Below are 15,518 nucleotides of genomic sequence, written 5' to 3'. Positions count from 1 at the left end.
TCCGAAGTCGTGATCTGAAAGATCGCCACGCCATCACGTCAGAATGCTGAAATGGTGCCGCCATTTGTCTACACGGGGGTGGCATCCCGTGTAGTTTTTGGAGAAGGCTGCCCGAAAACTGCTAGCCAACGTTTTGGGCTGGCAGCCGCCAGCCAGGAAAGAGAACAGGACAGCCGGCATTCCGCGCGTGCGGGAAACGGCTGCTCTTCGCGGTGTTCACACAAAACAGGCTGAAGTCCATGAACAAGTCACTCTCAATCGAAGCACAAGCAGCATTCGTTTCCGGCGGCAATCGCAAGCGCATCGCATTCATCCAGGCGTGCTGGCACCGTGATATCGTTGACCAGTGCAAGAACTCGTTCCTGAACGTCATCAAGGAATTTGGTTACGCTGCCGACGATATCCACCTGTATGAAGTGCCCGGCGCATTCGAGATTCCGCTGCACGCGAAACGACTCGCGCAGAGCGGCCGATATGCCGGCATCGTCGCGGCTGGGCTCGTCGTCGATGGAGGCATCTATCGCCATGAATTCGTCGCTCAGGCCGTCATTTCGGGCTTGATGCAGGTCCAGCTTGAAACGGGCACGCCGGTGTTTTCTGCAGTTCTGACGCCGCATCACTTTCACCACAGCAAGGAACATGTCAAGTTCTTCACCGATCACTTTGTCGTGAAAGGCGCAGAAGTAGCACGAGCTTGCGGCGACACCGTGCTTAAACTTGCCTTGCTTGAGTAAAGCTCAAGAGGCCGTGGAAATCTCCTGCGGCCTCTCTCAACTAGCAGAGGAGATGAACATCTCGCTATCGACGTTCACAATCTGCCCCCGTGATGTATGGCCGAGGCGCTGAGCTGGCAAAGCCGCCCGCTTGAGGCGATGTATCCGGTCGTCTTCTTCGACGCGCTGCGGGTCAAGATCCGCGACGACGGCGTGGTCAGCAACAAGGCCGTCTATCTGGCCTTGGGCATTCAGGCCGACGGCCAGCGCGACGTGCTGGGCCTCTGGATCGAGCAGACCGAGGGGGCCAAATTCTGGCTCAAAGTGTTCAACGAACTGAAGACGCGCGGCTGCCAGGACATCCTGATCGCCGTGGTCGATGGCCTGAAAGGATTGACTGAGGCCATCGGCGCGGCCTATCCGCGGACCACCGTTCAGACCTGCATCGTGCATCTGATCCGCAACAGCCTCGAATACGCCAGCTACAAGGACCGCAAGGTGCTCGCCGCAGCGCTGCGCCCGATCTACGCGGCTGCCAGCGAAGAGGCGGCACGGCAGGCGCTGCAAGACTTCGCCGACGGACCTTGGGGCGCAAAGTACCCGACGATCGTGCAGTCCTGGCAACGCGCGTGGGAGCACGTCGTGCCGTTCTACGTGTTTCCGCCGGAGATTCGACGGGTCGTTTATACGACAAACGCCATCGAGAGCCTGAACATGCAACTGCGCAAGATCATCAAGACCCGTGGCCACTTCCCGAATGACGAGGCGGCCATCAAGCTGCTCTGGCTGGCGATGCGCAACGTACTGGCCAAGACCGTGCGGTCCGCATTCGACTGGAAATCAGCAATGAATCAGTTTGCTATCCTGTTCGGAGAGCGATTTATGTAGGCGCGTGGGTAACACGTTGTTCAACCGCCTCGCCCACAAAAATGCGGACAGGTTCGCAGGTCTTCCCAAGGCAGCGCCGGATGATGCTTAATCTGCGAGCGCTTCTTCGAGCGTGGCAACACCAGTTGGAGGTGGTCGACGTACCAGGCAGGGTTGCCGCCGGTGCGGTGCCCCATCACGGTCTCCGCGTCGAGGATCGCCTTGATGCGCCCGCGCACCCGCCGTGCGGTCTCGGCCTTTTTCGTCCAGATCGGCTGAAGAATGCACACAATCATCGCGGTGTCGATGTTGCGCACCTGCACATCGCCAATAACGGGATAAGCGTAGGTCGCCAGTGTATTGCCCCACTGCTGGACGTGCTTACGGTTTCGCCATTCCGGTTCACGCGCACGGATAAACGCTTCAGCCGCCTCACGGAACGTTACATTGGCATCGACCGAGATTTCGAGCCGTCGCCGATGCTGTTCTTCACGCCGGGCGAGGATGGGATCGATCTGGTTGCCGACCATCTCGCGATATCCCGTAGCCAGCTTCCGCGCTTCACCAAGCGAAACCCGCGACAGCGGTCCAAGGCCCATTTCGCGCATGCGACCATCAAGCTTGAAGCGAAACACCCATGAGCGCGCACCGCTGTCTGCAATCTGCAGGTAGAGGCCGCCACCGTCCGAGTAATGCCCGGGATTCACCGCCTTCGGGACGCGCAGCGCGCTGAGTCGATGCAATTGTCGTCCCGCCATATCGCCCTCCTTTCCTACCCACCAAACCCACGCCGCTACCCATATTTCATGGGGAGATTGTGCGGAGCCGAGGCGGAAGTCGCAAGCATGCTGTTACCCACAAATCGCTTTGAAATCAGCGACCTACGGCGCGTTGACGGAAGTCGCCGGAATGCGCGGGAAGCCATGACTGGCGGAAGGCAGCAGGAGTCGAACCTACCCGGGAGTGTCCGACACCCCCAACTGGATTTGAAGGCCGATTATGCTGTATGTAAACTCAGTTGACTGGACGCGAACCCGCGACGCCATGCGGGTTTGATGATTCGTCAATGCTGTAAAAGCGTACAGTAGGTCGACACGCGAAGGCAGAAAAGTCCACACCCATTTTGGTGCCTGGATCCTAGGCTGGTGTCGTGATCGCCAGCGCCGCGATCACCCGCGCGATCGCGTGGTCAGCGATGTTCGGGAACGGCAGCGACGCCCGGCCGACCTGCCGGATCGGGCCGGCGTGCTGCCAGTCGAGCGGCAGGTCAGGAACGATGTCGTTCCCGTTCTTGAACAGATTCAGCGGCACCGCAGCGAGCACCGCGGCGACGCTCCCGTTTGTGCTCACCCTTGGCGGCTCGAAGCCGTAGACGGCCGCCGGCGGATTTCCGCCGACCACCATCGCCGCCGCGGCCATGATCGCGATCGCGGCACCGAGCGAGTGCCCGACCAGCGTCACGGGCCGGCCGTCGATTGCCGCGAGCACGTCGACGGCGATCGCGCCCCACGCCTTCCAGAATCCGTGATGCACCTGGCCGATGCCGATCACGTCGATCGGATGCGCGTCGAGGTCCGCAGCGACGCAGTCGAGGTTGTCGGTGCCCGGAAAGGCGACGACGAGGCCGCCGGCCGTCTGCCGCACGATCGCGCGCGAGGCGCTGTCCGCTTTGCCGATGTCCGGCTTGGCCGAATACGCCTCCTGGGCGAGCAGCGCGAAGTCGCGCGGGCTCATTTCAGCGGCTCACCCGCAAGCGGCGTCGAGGCAGCCACCGGCGCCGCCGTCGTCAGGATCTGGTCGATGAGCGCCTGAACCATCGGCCCGAACGTCTGCAGGCCGAGCAGGACGGCCTGCTGCTGCGGCAGCGCAGGCACGGCCTGCACGATCGTGATTGCGGCCGGCAGCAGCGAATCGTGGAACGCCTTCAGGTCGGCGACATTCAGCTGTGCGCCTGCCTTGCAGATGGCCTGATTGGCCGGCAGGATCGTTTTCGAGATCGTGGCCTGCTGATCGGCATTCAGCAGCGGCGACGTCGCGAGGATGGCGAGATCACCGTTGACGATCGTGCAGCCGGTCTGGAACTGCTGTTGGACGGTCGGCAGGGAGTTGCAGGCGACGATCGCGAAAGACGCGACAATGCCTGCCGCGAGCAGCATCGAAAAACGCTTCATGGGATTTCCTTACTTGAGGGTCTTGAGCGCCGTCACTGCGGCGGCCGTGGCGGCGCCGACGACATCGGATGCCGCGGACGCGGCGGTTGCTTGCCCTGCGAATGCTTCAACGTCGGTTTCGCGGAGCGAGATGGAATAGCTGTTGTCGGACTGATGCGCAAACGTCGCCTCGACGGTCGCCATCTGCTTACCGTTCCAGACGCGCAGCACGCAGCAGCCGGCCGGCGTGCCAGCGGCGTCGACAAGCGGCGATACCTCGTATCGAGCAATGCCGGCATATCGAAGAGAGTCGCAGCCAGCGAGCGCCAGACACGCGGATAGCGCGATCGCCGCGCGGATCACTGGATCGTCGGCGCCGGGGCCGCCTGCGGCATCGGCGTCGACGGTACCGGCACCGCTGCTGCGTCAGCGGACACGGAGCCAGTCACTGGCTGCGATGCAAACTTCTCCGGTTCGGTCGCGCCGAGTACTGCCGTCCCGGTCAATCCGGTCACAATCGGCCCGACTGAGCCGGCCGCGGCGTGATAAACGCCGAGGCCGGCCAGCGTATAGCCGATCGCGTCCACCAACGACTGGGGTGGCACGTAATGCAGCAGGACCAGCGCGAGCCAGGCGCCGAACAGCAGAACAGCTGCAATGAACTTCATCCACGGGTTCATGTGGGTTTTCTCCTGAAATGCCGCGGGGTGCGGCGGGTTAAATTGCGACACCGAGCGCCGCTCTGCACGAATTCCAGAGCGCCAAGCGGTCGGGCATGCCGTTCGGCGTAGCCGTCGAGCGCGGGTTACCGAGGTTGATCGCGCGACTGATAGACAGGAAGTCGCCGGCGTCGGCGAACGCACTCAAAGCGCGATCCGCCCAAAATTGCGCAGACGCTTCGGCCGCGATGCTCGGCTGAACGATCTGGTCGGGGTTGCCCTCGAGGTCGACGCCGATCTTCTGCCCCATCACGCGAAAGTTGTAACGTCCCGTGATCTGAAGGAGGCCACCGCCGCGGAACCGGAAGCCGTCGCCTGCCTGCGTGTTGCCCAGTTCAGCGGCCTTTGCGGCGGGCGGTTCGTATGCGCGCTGTGCGGATGTCGGCCCCCAGAGCTCGCGGAGCCACTGGAAACGACCGCACTCGTGGCCGCACTGCGCGAGAAACGCGGCCTGCCGCGGCGGCGAATCGATTGCATACAGCGCCATCGCGGCCGACAACGGATCGGCCCATGGTGTCGCGAGCGCGATCGGGATCTGCAGTGCGGCGGAAAGGGTTTGTGGTGTCATGATCAGCCCAGAAGAAGTTTCACGACCGCATTCGCCCAATCGGGAATCGCCTCGTGCCTCATGTAGCGGAAGACGATCACGCCGACCGTGCCGAACGCGATCGTCGGACCGGCGACATGCCGCACCAGGAATCGCCATGCATCGGCGAGGCGGCACAACGCGCGAACGACACGTGCACCGCCCTCCCACGTGTCGACCATCGATTGCGTGTTCGTCTGAATTTTTGAGACTGACGCGACAATCGAGTCGATCTTCTCGTCCTGCCGTTGAAGGTGCTCCTTCACGGCTTCGTCGCTGGCGTCGATGCGCCGCTCGAGCCTTGAAAAGCGCTTCTCTCCTGCCCGGAACCGCTCTTCGACGCGCACGTTCCCCGATGCGTTGTCCGACATTCATCCCCCGGAAATGAAAAGCCGCCCGTAGGCGGCTCGGCTTATAGGCGAAAAAAAACCGCCTGACGGCGGTTTCTCGCTGATTCGACACTTCTAGAACCTGAACAGTACTCCGTGATAGGAGCCTGGCGAATTCTTATAAACATCCTTCGAAATGAAGTACTCGGCACTTCGCGCGCCTAGACTCATTCCCATTTGCTTCATGCCCTCAACGCTGAAGTTCGTGATATGCACGTCATTATGCGAGAACACATCAGCGGGGTGCTTTTCGTCAAGCCGATCGGCGTTCCAGAGGAATTTCCACTGGTTCCGTTCAACAAACGGAACACTGATGTAAATTGCACCGTCTCGATTTAGGTGCCCCCGCATCAGCGAAAAAAGCTCGCGCGGGTTTTCGAGATGCTCGAACACCTGAACCGCTGCGATCAGGTCATATCGCTGATCGTGACTCTCATCAAACATTCCAAGGCGGCTATCCACCTTGAGGTGCTCGACGGCGAACTGATGGCAATGCGGATTCACTTCGAAGCCTGTAGCCGTCAAACCGTAGTCGGTGCACGCCTTGAGGAAGAATCCTGCCCCATGACCGATCTCAAGCACCGTCTGCACGCCCGGCACAAGAGTCGCAAGCTCTAGCACCAACTGGCTCTGCAGCGCGTAGTGATTTTCTCTATCTGCAAACAGGAATTCGAAGTCTTTCAACTGCTGCTCCGAGTCCTCCACATATCCCGTCCTGTGGAAGAAGCTTCGGCAATCCATGCAGAACCATTGAGGGTAAGCTTTTCTGGTGCGGCGCCCGATGACGTCCTGGACGTGCAGCGTATATGCTGAATCACAAACCGGACAGGGAAACTCGGCTTTCAAGAAGCGCCTCCAAAATAGCTTTTCGGAAGCGCGATATTACCATTTGCTCAACGAGTGGGCGCTGAATGTTCAATTCAGCTCATAGACCGCGACGATTCCGCCGCTGCCCGCGCCGCCGGTATTACCCGAACCTTGGCTTGCAGCGTTTGCGCACCCACTGCCGCCCGCGCCAAACCCGGTCGCGGCCGTCCCCGTAACTGTGGTGGTGGTGACGCGCGCTGTCGCGCCAGCGCCGAGGATGCTGTACGTCCCCGGAAGTGACGACACAATAGCCGTCGATGCGACCGCCGTGGGCGAGCTGCCCCCTCCCGTGACATTCAGGAGGCTCCCGCCGGACGCGCTTCCACCCGCAGAACCTGCGACCAAGTACGGGACGCTGCTCGCGGCACCAGCTGCGCCGCCCGACCCGCCATTCGCAGTAACAAGCGAGCCAAACGAAGAGTTTCCCCCGTTACCGCCATTGCTCGATACCGCGCCCGCGGTACCAGCGGCCCCTACCGTGACGGTGACGCCGCTGTACCCGCTGGTGATATAGCTTTCGGAATACCCGCCAGCGGCACCAGGGCCGCCGACGGATGCCTGCGACGAGCTTGTCGGAGAACAGCCGCCCCCACCCCCGCCAGCGCCCTGCACACGCACCAAGACCCTCGTCGTGCCAGTGGTCTGCGTGTAGGAGTAGCTACCCGGCGTGCTGAAAACCTGCACATTCAGCAGGCGTCCGGTTGCTGCCGTGATCGAGCTGTTGACGAACGCCGTCGTCGCGAGCTGCGTCGTGTTCGTCCCGATGGTTGCAGTCGGCGCCGTCGGAGTGCCGGTGAGCGACGGCGAGGCGAGCAGAGCATAGGATGCGGCCGCGGTACCACCGAGGCTCGCCGCATTGATGCTCGAGTTGCACGCAAATCCGCTTCCACTCGCCCATTGCAGCGCGTTTGCCGAGCTGCTGCAGCTCGGCATCGTGAATGCGGTCACGTTACCCGTCGAGCTCGTCGCATTTGCGAGCACGGAGTTTGCGGCCTGCTGCGCGATCTGGCCGAGCGCAACACCATTCGTCGCAACCGATACGGTGACGTTGCCGGTGGCGCCGCTGACAGCGACCCCAGAGCCGGCCACAACCGAATCGACGATTGAGGACCAGGCAGGCGACGATGACGCGCCCGTCGATACGATCGCCTGACCGCTCGTTGATCCGAGCGGATTCAGCAACTGGACGGGAACGTACGTCGCGGCGGTAGAGGCAACGGAAATTGCCCCGGCAATAAGTGCGATGAGGAATCGTTTCATTTGCGATGTCACGAGATGAGGTTGTTGCTGACCAGCTTGCTACTTCCCGTTCCGCCGTCGAGCAGCGCACCGGTTGTATTGCCGAGCAGGTTGTTGTTGGTGATCATGTAGGCGTTGCTCGCGCCGCCGATGACACGAGCTCCGTATCCGCCATTTGCACCCCGCCCGGAGCATGGGCCACCACGCGCTCCGATCAGCTGAAACTTCGTCGTGCCGTTGGTGAACCGGTAACCGTCCAACGCGTTTCCGGCGGCCCACCCGCCATTCACGACGACGTTCATCACATTCGGGCCCGAGACATCGAGCCCGCATGCCCCGTTGCTCGGAAACTCGCAGTTCGAAAGACCGACGCCGTCCACGGTACCGCCTCCCGCGTCGGTGATCAGCAGGCCGTCCTGGTTACCCAACCCGAACCAGCAATTGGAGAACTTTGCGCCCCACACCCCACCACCCACCGGAGCGATCTGACCGGACGCCTGTCCATAAGCGCTGTCGAAATCACTGTCCGAGAAAACTGCGGAGAAGATGTTCTGCCCAGCGGCAGGGTCAAGCAGAAGTGCGGCGCCGTGCTTGGTGAAGTTCACCCGCGAGGAAAACAGGGTGTCGCCATTGATGACGCGCAACCCTCCAAACGGCTGGATTCCGGAGGCCGGGCCTGCGCCGATGACGTCCTCGATGAGCATGTTCCCGAAGTTCGCCGCGATGATTGCGCATCCACCCAGCGTCAACGACGGATTGAACATGTTTCCGTCAGCTACTTTGGCGCCCACAACTTCCAACGCGGACGTTCCGGCAACGATACCGGTGTAGTAGTTCGTCATCTGGAAGTCGCTGATTTCCGCGAGGTTTCCCATCAGAAGAACGAGAGCACCGCCGGTCATCGGCGTCGCGGATGAGACCGTCATTTCGCTGAGCTTCGACGAGTTTCCAACCTGAAAAACGCCGCCGTTCAGAGTGCCCGTGCCGGCGACATTGAGAGTCACCATCCCCGAGCGATAGCGGCCCCGGCCGTAGATCCGGACACCATCCGGGATGACGAGATTCTTCAATGCGAAAAATCCGCCGGCGCCGAGATCGATTTCTCCGCCTCCGATCGCAGCAACAGCATTAACGAGCCGCTGCAGGTTGAACGTGTTGTCGGTCCCGGACACTCCATTCCAGTCTGCGACGCACTCATAATAGTCCGGCGTAAGTTGCGTGTTTTTGTTGATGTAGAAGATGCGGGACCCGTTCGCGAGCTGCTCATCACCCACCGCGCCCGCGCCGATCGCACCAACCGGCACCGTCAACGCTCCCTTGACAGTGATCTTCGAAACGTTCGGGATGCCCCCATTGGGAAAGCCGAGCACATTCCCAGTCAGCGTGCAGTCGAGCTGCGGCGCCCCTTCGGCGAAGACGTCAATGTTGTTGATCGAACCATAGCCATTCGCCAGAGTGATCGACGCGCCGCCAGGGAGAAACGTGCCGGGCGTCACGCCATCACCCGGAATGAACGTCTCAACGTTCTTGTTCTGGATGACCTTGCCCTGCATGTAAACCGCCAGCTGCGCAGCAGTCATCTTCTTCTCGAAGCCAGCCTGCGCCGAGAAGAGAATGTCCGAATCCGATGCGGCCGCCGCTGGGTCGAAATCTTTGAGCTGTTTGCCAACACCCGTCGTCATGGGAGGTCACATCCAAATCGATGGCGCTTGGCGCCGGAAACAAAAAAAGCCACCCCAGAGGGTGGCTCCATGCGAGGAATCAACGAACGCTGCTACTTGACTCGAACGCCGGAAAAGTATGTGAGCGTGGCGCCAGTGTCGAGCGTGTCCGCAACTGACGTCGAATAGACCACGCGTACGTTGTCACCAGCGGCAAGCTGCACGGGACCCGATGAACCTGCGAGCGACGAGCTCAGCACAGACCCGTCCGCCTCCTGCATGCGCACACGTGGCACGTTGTTCACATACAGGTCAAGAATCCGATTCGCGGTTCCGTTGGACGTGCCGTGAATCGACGCATTGAAGCTGTAAAAACCCGGGTTCGTTGCAACGAATAACCCGCTCACGAGGCTGAATTCGTTCAGGTCGTCGAACTGCTTCGCCTGAAAGTTCACGGTGGACGGCACCCCCGCACTGAACGCTTGCGCGGTCAGCTGTTTGACCGAGAAACATGACACACCTGCCTGCGGCAGGCACAGCTTCTGCAAGGCCTGGAGCAACTGCGTGTTGTCGGCTTTTGCGAGCGGAATACCAGCAGCCTCGACGACATTGATCAGTTCCATCATGACTGCATTGAACCAATCCGAATCCAGGATCGTCGCCGGCGTCGACGTTGCCGGGTCGCCCCCGGTAAAGTAGCCTGGCGTGCCAGCCGGCGCGGGCGGCGGCAACGAACTCACTGCGCCCGGAGCATCAATTTGATACATGCGTTACCTCAGTTTTAAGATCCCACAATTACGGAAGATCCGTCGCCCAAGACAACGGGCCTCGCGTCGTGCGTTACGACAGAGTTGTCGAATATTTCCGTCTGATATGAGAATTTGAGAATCGTATGAGCCGGGCTCAGCGCATTGAATTCGCACTCGAGAACACTATTCCCCCATGTGGCCAGCGGTTCGCCGGCCGTCGACTGACCGGCGCGCGCACGCGTGATCGTGTTTTCCGGAACGACGACAGTCCAGGCATGGGCCCATGATTCGGCGTTACAGGGATCGCCGCAGCGCGACAATCCCGCTCTCGCCGGCGAATGGTTCTCGATCGTGATGCTGTAGCCGAGGCTCCTTGCGAAATCGACGAAGTACGCGATCGATTGGCCGCCACTATTCGCGAGACGCGCAACGACTTGAGCGCGTCTTTGCTGCAGTGTCGGCGCCGGACCAGCGCATGGATCTGGAAGCCCGAGTGTCGCCTCCCACTCGGGAAGCAGTTCAAACGTTGTGGCGGGAAACGCGTCGACGAGAAGGTAATTGTTCGCGGCAACATGGCGCGACCAGACCGGCGACAACGACGCGATCACTTTCCCCATCACCGACTTCGGATCGCGCGGCCACGCCAAACCTCGAGGCATCAGCGCGTTCAACGCCGACTCGAAGTCGGACGCGGAATAGTTCGGCGCTCTCATCTACGGAAGCCATTGGATATTGCCGAGCACCGGCAGCTGACCGGTGGTACCGACGATGTTCTGCAACGGAGACGTGATCACGAAACCTTGCGTGCCGGTGATCGCAGCAATCGCCGAATCGATGTAGGACAGCTCGACCACACCATTCTGGTTCCCCGTGCCGACGGGCGACCCGTACAGCATGAAGATCCCCGAGATCGCGGTCGCGATAGCAGTCTTCTGGGCCGCAGTGAAATTAGCCGCGCCGGAGATCGTGAAATCGATCGGATCGGCGATCGGTGCGCACGAATACACCAGAGCCGTAACCGGTTGCAGCTGATAAATCCAGTTCGCGACCGTGAGCTGATCGCCGGTGGCAGCTACGCCGCGCCTCTCTCCCGCCGCAACACCATCCGAGCCGACCGGAAACCCATTGTTGCCAGACTCAGCCTGGTCGTACATCGAATAGACAACGACCGTGCCTGCCCCGAAGCCGACCGGATTGCACCACGCTCGCGTCACGCCAGGCACATCGCGCGCCCAGCCGACGTAGTCAGATCCTGAGCCACCCTGCGCGGGATTCTGGAACGCGAACAGCATGCGAGAACGCAGGCTGTCGTCCTTCTCGATGTCGGCGCCGCCGGTGAATGCCGCAGATACCTTGCCAGTCGAGTTGATGCCGGCGATCGACACGCCGAGCGTCATCGACGTGCCAACGGCACAATTCCCGAACGCGCCGGTTAAACCGGTCGGATCGGCATTCGCCACGGCGCTTACCGTGACCACGCCGTTCGCAGCGACGCCCTCGGTCGTTGTCGTATAGCCGACCCCGTCGCTCCGGCTGACCGCTGCCCCGACGGGAATCGTGTTCACCGTACCTGGGGCGGCCGTGAACTGGATCTGCCCCGGCGTCGCAGCACCAGCCTGCGTCGCCGGCTCGCGATAGACGCCCTTCAGCGCTGCCCACGCTTCCAGATACTCGTCTTCAGCCGTGAACGGGTTCGACTGCTTCGCAATGTAATCGGTGTAGCCGTACTGCAATTGCGCCAGGCCGCCAAGTGCGCGGCCAATAACACCGAGGCTCGAAAATCGCAGCAGCGGATCGGTTCCCGGCACACCGCTCTGGATGTCGGCCGCTACCTGCGCCTTGAGCTCGGAAAGTGTCGGACGAAGATACGGCATCAGTTATTTCCTTCCCAGGTCCACACATATCGACCGTCATGAAGCACGTCGCCATTCTTGATGACGACGACCCGCGCGCCGAGCACCCCGCGCCGCACCCATTGCGTCGTGATCTCGATTCGACTGGCGACCCCATCGTCGATCAACCACTGCAGCGCTTCGGCGAGATAGTCGTAGGCGCGCTGAGCGGTCTGCGTGGTCTGCTTCGCTCGCTTCAGTAACCACATTCGCGAGCCGATCGGCACCTCGTCGTCGGCCCACCATCCGCGCCGGTCTGCAGAGCCATCCGGAATCACGTCATCGGCGCTCGCCTCGCGGTCGGTGAAGACGCTGATCATCACGGCGCTTGCGAGATCGTCCCCGCTTAGCAGATCGGCGCCAGCGAGCACCCAATCGGCGTGATTGGTCGAGCAATCCCATGAAAGCGTCAGGTCGGGCATGTCGTGCAGGTAAAAAGAAACCCGCCGGAGCGGGTTGATTGTCTCGATGCGCGGCTGCGCTACATTTGCTGATTCGGCCGCTGCGAGGTAATCGTCGCGTCGCCGCCCTGAACTTCTTCCACGTTGTGCGTGTGTGCGTCGTACAGCTCGCGCATGCCCTTCATCGTCTCGCTGTTCGTGCCGGTGTTGTCCTGCACGTCGCCGGTCGACCAAAGCATCGGCGTATCGAACTCGGATCCGCCGGGCGCGACCACGCTGAATTTCCCGCCAGCCACGATCGTGAAATCGCCGCTGCAGTTCCAGGTGACGTTGGCTGCATCGTTCACGATGACATCCTGCCCTTTCGCCTCTACGACGATGCTTCCGTCCTTCAGATAGACGCTCTTGCCGTCCTGGCTGTAGAGGATCGATTCGCCTGGCGCGAGCCCGCGCGGCCGCGATTGTTGGTGGTTCGTACCAACCACCGCGCCGGCCGACCTGTCGCCGGCGACATGCAGGGCGAGCCCATCCGAACCGATTGGCGGGTTCGACGAAAAACCGAATTCCGGCACGCGGTACCGCCCTGCCGGAACTTCAAGGCCGTTCATTCGCAGTTGCACGATCTGCACCGGGCCCGAGTCGTCCACGAATGTGATCCGACCGCGACCGAACAGGCTGCGGACGCGATTCAGCATGTCTCTCATTGCGCAACCTGCCTGAAATCTGGGGCGACTGGATTGAGAATGATCGGCTCTTGATAGAACGCTTGCGGCGGCATGATAGTGAGCTCGGCGGACGTCCCTTGCTCGCCCTTCTTGTAGGTCACGTCGGAGATCAACCACCGCTTCTTCGGCAGCTTCAACGACGGGAGGTCGATGTCAACGAGCACATTCGGCTCATACAACGAGCCAGCCGAGTCACGCCAGGAATCTGTTACGAGTCGTACCTGGTACGAACGGCCGAGCCGATAGGCCATCTCCCAGTTCGCACGCTGAAGGGCAATATCCTTGCCGCCGGTCACGTTCTCCGAAATGATCGCGCGGTACCGAAACCGCGGCACCGTCGCATCGTAGACGTGAGCAATGATATTGCCGCCGTCGCCGATGTCGCGCAGCGTATCGAGGCCCTGATAGGCGGCGTCATATTGCGAGAACCGGCCGTCCATCGCCATCATCAGAGCCGCCGATGCGACATTGATTCCTTCCGTAAAGCCGCTCGACGCGACGCGCATGCCGATCGACGTATTGCTGTTGTTCGCTGTCGGGCCGCCCGACGCAAATAGCAGGCTGCCATCGGGCATGTCGTACAGCAGCAGGCCCCGGAATCGGCACAGCAACTCAAGCACTGCATACGACGTTTCGCCCACCATCACATTGACCTGCTCGATGGGCGCGCCGACGTCGGTACCAGCTGCCACGCTCGACGCTATCCCGTACGGTGCGCACAACGCAGCGGCGATCTTGTCGACCGTCATGTTGAGCATCTGGCCGCCGTCGATGAATGCTGCGCAGTCGACCAGATCCTGACACTTACTCCGGCCGGTGATCCTCACCGTGTGCTGATTGCCGCTGTACGACGGCATGTAGCGATCGACGAACCCGGTCAGAACCAGGTCGTCGCCGAGCACGACTTGCACCCAATCTCCTGGCTGCGCCAGGATGTCGCCAACGCCCGGATACGGTTCCGTATAGCTCACATCGAAACTTGACGGACAGCGCTCGATACCGCGCGAGACGCTGACGTCCGTCCACCCAGTAATCGAACGAGCATTCGACGTCGTGAAGGTCTCTTGACCGAGCTTCGCCGATGGGTTGAACGTGCAGGTTGCAACCTTCAGAGTGACGTCATCGTTCATTTCGCAAGCGCTTGAAACGAAATCGGACAAAAAGCGGGGTGGACCGGATCGACTTGCTGCAGCAGCTGCGGCTCGCGCTTCGAGTCGTTGTAGATGCGGCGCGCGAGCACCAGCGACGGCAACGTCGTGTTAAACGAAAACGTTGCGAGTGGCGCGAGGTCGGCACCACGCGCCGTCAGGTCAGCATAGACAGCTCGCCGCAGCTTTCGCAGCGCGACAAACGTATCGTCGTCACCGGCATCGCCCGCCACGTCAATCTCAGCGTCGTACAAATCGAGCGCGTCGGACAGAACGGTCACTGCATCCTGCTGCGAGGACGGTTGATAACCAGAAAGCGTCGTCGCGAGCTGCGCCAATGCGTACCGGCGCAGTAAAGCTGCCGTCGCGACCTGTACGACACGCATCGATGCGCCGATCTGGCCCGGCACGACGACATCTTGTGGCGAATACTGCACGAGCCCGCTCACCAGCCGTACGGCGTCTGCAGGATCGTTCGCCGATGCGGCGACCGCGGCGACGAACGCATCGACGGCCGAGCCGAGCGTAACGCTGTCTGATGGGTTCGCCGCGGCCGCCAGCATCGCCGCACCGGCGGACGTTACAGCGGCGCGCCCCGCTGCCGACGCTGCAAGCAGATCGGCTGCAGTGGTACTGACCGACGCCTTTGCATTACTCGCCGAATAGCCGGAATTGCCGCCGCCGAACAGCCGGCCAAAATTGCCAGATAGGGTCGACACTGCGCCAATCACGCGCTTAACGTCGTTCACGGCCGTGACGCCCAGCTGGTACCAGGAAACCACCGTCGAAACTGCCTTCTGCACGACGGCCGCACCGTTCCGGATGTCTGCGGCGATGTCATTCGCATAGTCGAGCAGCGATTTCGATTTCAAATCGGCCGCTTGATCCGCACTGTCGTCGGCCGTCGAAACCTGCGTCGTCGGGAATTTCCGAGGCCCGGACTTGATCAGGGTCAGGCGAATTTCGAACACCGGCCCAAGATCGACGCGCTCGACAGTTTCAACGCCGAGGCAAGCGATGCTATCGATCGTGCCGAACGTCGGATGCACGAGCGTCGCCGTGCCCGGGCCTTCGCATACAGCCAGCAGGTTATCCCGCTGCTCAATCACCGAACCGGCGCCCGTCTTGAGATCGTTATCCAACAGGAAGCCGATCACTTCGAACGCGCGCGGCTTCTTGCCGAGCGGCTCGGCCCACCCATCGTCGCGAAATGGGTAAGTATGGACAGACCTGTTCTGGCCGGCTGAAGTGCGAATCTCGAAAACCCCGAACGGCACCCCCCCGAAGCTGGCCGGCTTCAGGTTCGAAGACCAGTCACCGGTCAGCAGTGAACCGAGGTTGTCAGCAGCCGACGCCAGCCCACCGATACTTCCGACAACGCTCAGGACGTCGGTTGTTGTCGATGCCACTGT

Annotated in this window: 18 protein-coding genes and 1 pseudogene; 2 read left to right on the top strand and 17 right to left on the bottom strand. The window is 61.4% G+C overall.

Going from position 1 to position 15,518, the window contains the following annotated elements; genetic code table 11:
* Positions 1 to 239: 239 nt before the first annotated feature.
* A complete protein-coding gene (locus QZM72_RS22260; RefSeq protein ID WP_089469404.1) occupies positions 240 to 734 on the top strand; it encodes a 6,7-dimethyl-8-ribityllumazine synthase in 495 nt (164 codons plus the stop codon).
* Between the two features lie 96 nt (positions 735 to 830).
* Positions 831 to 1,601, top strand: a pseudogene (locus QZM72_RS22255) (IS256-like element ISBcen18 family transposase); the annotation flags it as partial.
* Between the two features lie 20 nt (positions 1,602 to 1,621).
* Here the strand turns inward: QZM72_RS22255 and QZM72_RS22250 are convergent.
* The 17 genes from QZM72_RS22250 to QZM72_RS22170 form a co-directional block, all read right to left on the bottom strand.
* Entirely contained in the window at positions 1,622 to 2,338 is a 717-nt protein-coding gene (locus tag QZM72_RS22250; RefSeq protein ID WP_256979718.1) for an integrase arm-type DNA-binding domain-containing protein, read from the bottom strand.
* A 379-nt stretch (positions 2,339 to 2,717) separates the two neighbouring features.
* Complete coding sequence (locus QZM72_RS22245) at positions 2,718 to 3,314, bottom strand: alpha/beta fold hydrolase (RefSeq protein ID WP_301739222.1); 597 nt, start codon at positions 3,312 to 3,314, stop codon at positions 2,718 to 2,720.
* A complete protein-coding gene (locus tag QZM72_RS22240; RefSeq protein WP_301739221.1) occupies positions 3,311 to 3,751 on the bottom strand; it encodes a hypothetical protein in 441 nt (146 codons plus the stop codon). The genes QZM72_RS22245 and QZM72_RS22240 overlap by 4 nt, the downstream gene beginning before the upstream one ends.
* Before the next feature lie 9 nt (positions 3,752 to 3,760).
* Positions 3,761 to 4,093 (bottom strand): hypothetical protein, encoded by a 333-nt coding sequence (locus tag QZM72_RS22235; protein ID WP_301739220.1) that lies wholly within the window; start codon positions 4,091 to 4,093, stop codon positions 3,761 to 3,763.
* Complete coding sequence (locus tag QZM72_RS22230; protein WP_301739219.1) at positions 4,090 to 4,410, bottom strand: hypothetical protein; 321 nt, start codon at positions 4,408 to 4,410, stop codon at positions 4,090 to 4,092. The genes QZM72_RS22235 and QZM72_RS22230 overlap by 4 nt, the downstream gene beginning before the upstream one ends.
* Before the next feature lie 37 nt (positions 4,411 to 4,447).
* Positions 4,448 to 5,056 (bottom strand): glycoside hydrolase family 19 protein, encoded by a 609-nt coding sequence (locus tag QZM72_RS22225; RefSeq protein WP_301739218.1) that lies wholly within the window; start codon positions 5,054 to 5,056, stop codon positions 4,448 to 4,450.
* On the bottom strand, positions 5,020 to 5,406 hold the full coding sequence (locus tag QZM72_RS22220) for a hypothetical protein (protein WP_301739217.1): 387 nt from the start codon (positions 5,404 to 5,406) through the stop codon (positions 5,020 to 5,022). Before QZM72_RS22220 ends, QZM72_RS22225 begins: the two co-directional genes overlap by 37 nt.
* A gap of 93 nt (positions 5,407 to 5,499) precedes the next feature.
* Positions 5,500 to 6,270 carry a class I SAM-dependent methyltransferase gene (locus QZM72_RS22215; protein ID WP_301739216.1) on the bottom strand — a complete coding sequence of 257 codons (771 nt, stop codon included), beginning with the start codon at positions 6,268 to 6,270 and terminating at the stop codon, positions 5,500 to 5,502.
* Between the two features lie 69 nt (positions 6,271 to 6,339).
* Positions 6,340 to 7,551 carry a hypothetical protein gene (locus QZM72_RS22210; protein WP_301739215.1) on the bottom strand — a complete coding sequence of 404 codons (1,212 nt, stop codon included), beginning with the start codon at positions 7,549 to 7,551 and terminating at the stop codon, positions 6,340 to 6,342.
* A gap of 8 nt (positions 7,552 to 7,559) precedes the next feature.
* Positions 7,560 to 9,212 (bottom strand): hypothetical protein, encoded by a 1,653-nt coding sequence (locus tag QZM72_RS22205; RefSeq protein ID WP_301739214.1) that lies wholly within the window; start codon positions 9,210 to 9,212, stop codon positions 7,560 to 7,562.
* A 92-nt stretch (positions 9,213 to 9,304) separates the two neighbouring features.
* A complete protein-coding gene (locus QZM72_RS22200) occupies positions 9,305 to 9,958 on the bottom strand; it encodes a hypothetical protein (RefSeq protein ID WP_301739213.1) in 654 nt (217 codons plus the stop codon).
* A gap of 14 nt (positions 9,959 to 9,972) precedes the next feature.
* Positions 9,973 to 10,611, bottom strand: coding sequence for a YmfQ family protein (locus QZM72_RS22195; RefSeq protein WP_230979410.1), 639 nt, complete (start codon positions 10,609 to 10,611; stop codon positions 9,973 to 9,975).
* 42 nt (positions 10,612 to 10,653) lie between these two features.
* Positions 10,654 to 11,814 carry a baseplate J/gp47 family protein gene (locus tag QZM72_RS22190; RefSeq protein ID WP_301739212.1) on the bottom strand — a complete coding sequence of 387 codons (1,161 nt, stop codon included), beginning with the start codon at positions 11,812 to 11,814 and terminating at the stop codon, positions 10,654 to 10,656.
* On the bottom strand, positions 11,814 to 12,254 hold the full coding sequence (locus QZM72_RS22185; RefSeq protein WP_301739211.1) for a phage GP46 family protein: 441 nt from the start codon (positions 12,252 to 12,254) through the stop codon (positions 11,814 to 11,816). Before QZM72_RS22185 ends, QZM72_RS22190 begins: the two co-directional genes overlap by 1 nt.
* Positions 12,255 to 12,313: 59 nt before the next feature.
* Positions 12,314 to 12,928: a phage baseplate assembly protein V gene (locus QZM72_RS22180; protein ID WP_301739210.1), complete on the bottom strand. Its 615-nt coding sequence runs from the start codon at positions 12,926 to 12,928 to the stop codon at positions 12,314 to 12,316.
* A 5-nt stretch (positions 12,929 to 12,933) separates the two neighbouring features.
* Positions 12,934 to 14,088, bottom strand: a complete 1,155-nt coding sequence (locus QZM72_RS22175; RefSeq protein WP_301739209.1) for a phage baseplate assembly protein — start codon at positions 14,086 to 14,088, stop codon at positions 12,934 to 12,936.
* The gene (locus QZM72_RS22170) at positions 14,085 to 15,515 is read right to left on the bottom strand and encodes a DNA circularization protein (protein WP_301739208.1); all 1,431 of its coding nucleotides are present in this window, start codon (positions 15,513 to 15,515) and stop codon (positions 14,085 to 14,087) included. The genes QZM72_RS22175 and QZM72_RS22170 overlap by 4 nt, the downstream gene beginning before the upstream one ends.
* Between the last annotated feature and the right edge of the window lie 3 nt (positions 15,516 to 15,518).

The organism is Burkholderia sp. AU45388, assembly GCF_030481585.1.
Classification (GTDB): domain Bacteria; phylum Pseudomonadota; class Gammaproteobacteria; order Burkholderiales; family Burkholderiaceae; genus Burkholderia; species Burkholderia sola.
This window is presented reverse-complemented; position numbering and strand designations above follow the sequence as displayed.

Coding starts and splice junctions, on each gene's coding strand:
- QZM72_RS22260 (WP_089469404.1), top strand. CDS start 240: ATGAACAAGTCACTCTCAATCGAAGCACAAGCAGCATTCGTTTCCGGC.
- QZM72_RS22250 (WP_256979718.1), bottom strand. CDS start 2,338: ATGGCGGGACGACAATTGCATCGACTCAGCGCGCTGCGCGTCCCGAAG.
- QZM72_RS22245 (WP_301739222.1), bottom strand. CDS start 3,314: ATGAGCCCGCGCGACTTCGCGCTGCTCGCCCAGGAGGCGTATTCGGCC.
- QZM72_RS22240 (WP_301739221.1), bottom strand. CDS start 3,751: ATGAAGCGTTTTTCGATGCTGCTCGCGGCAGGCATTGTCGCGTCTTTC.
- QZM72_RS22230 (WP_301739219.1), bottom strand. CDS start 4,410: ATGAACCCGTGGATGAAGTTCATTGCAGCTGTTCTGCTGTTCGGCGCC.
- QZM72_RS22220 (WP_301739217.1), bottom strand. CDS start 5,406: ATGTCGGACAACGCATCGGGGAACGTGCGCGTCGAAGAGCGGTTCCGG.
- QZM72_RS22210 (WP_301739215.1), bottom strand. CDS start 7,551: ATGAAACGATTCCTCATCGCACTTATTGCCGGGGCAATTTCCGTTGCC.
- QZM72_RS22205 (WP_301739214.1), bottom strand. CDS start 9,212: ATGACGACGGGTGTTGGCAAACAGCTCAAAGATTTCGACCCAGCGGCG.
- QZM72_RS22200 (WP_301739213.1), bottom strand. CDS start 9,958: ATGTATCAAATTGATGCTCCGGGCGCAGTGAGTTCGTTGCCGCCGCCC.
- QZM72_RS22190 (WP_301739212.1), bottom strand. CDS start 11,814: ATGCCGTATCTTCGTCCGACACTTTCCGAGCTCAAGGCGCAGGTAGCG.
- QZM72_RS22185 (WP_301739211.1), bottom strand. CDS start 12,254: ATGCCCGACCTGACGCTTTCATGGGATTGCTCGACCAATCACGCCGAT.
- QZM72_RS22180 (WP_301739210.1), bottom strand. CDS start 12,928: ATGCTGAATCGCGTCCGCAGCCTGTTCGGTCGCGGTCGGATCACATTC.
- QZM72_RS22175 (WP_301739209.1), bottom strand. CDS start 14,088: ATGAACGATGACGTCACTCTGAAGGTTGCAACCTGCACGTTCAACCCA.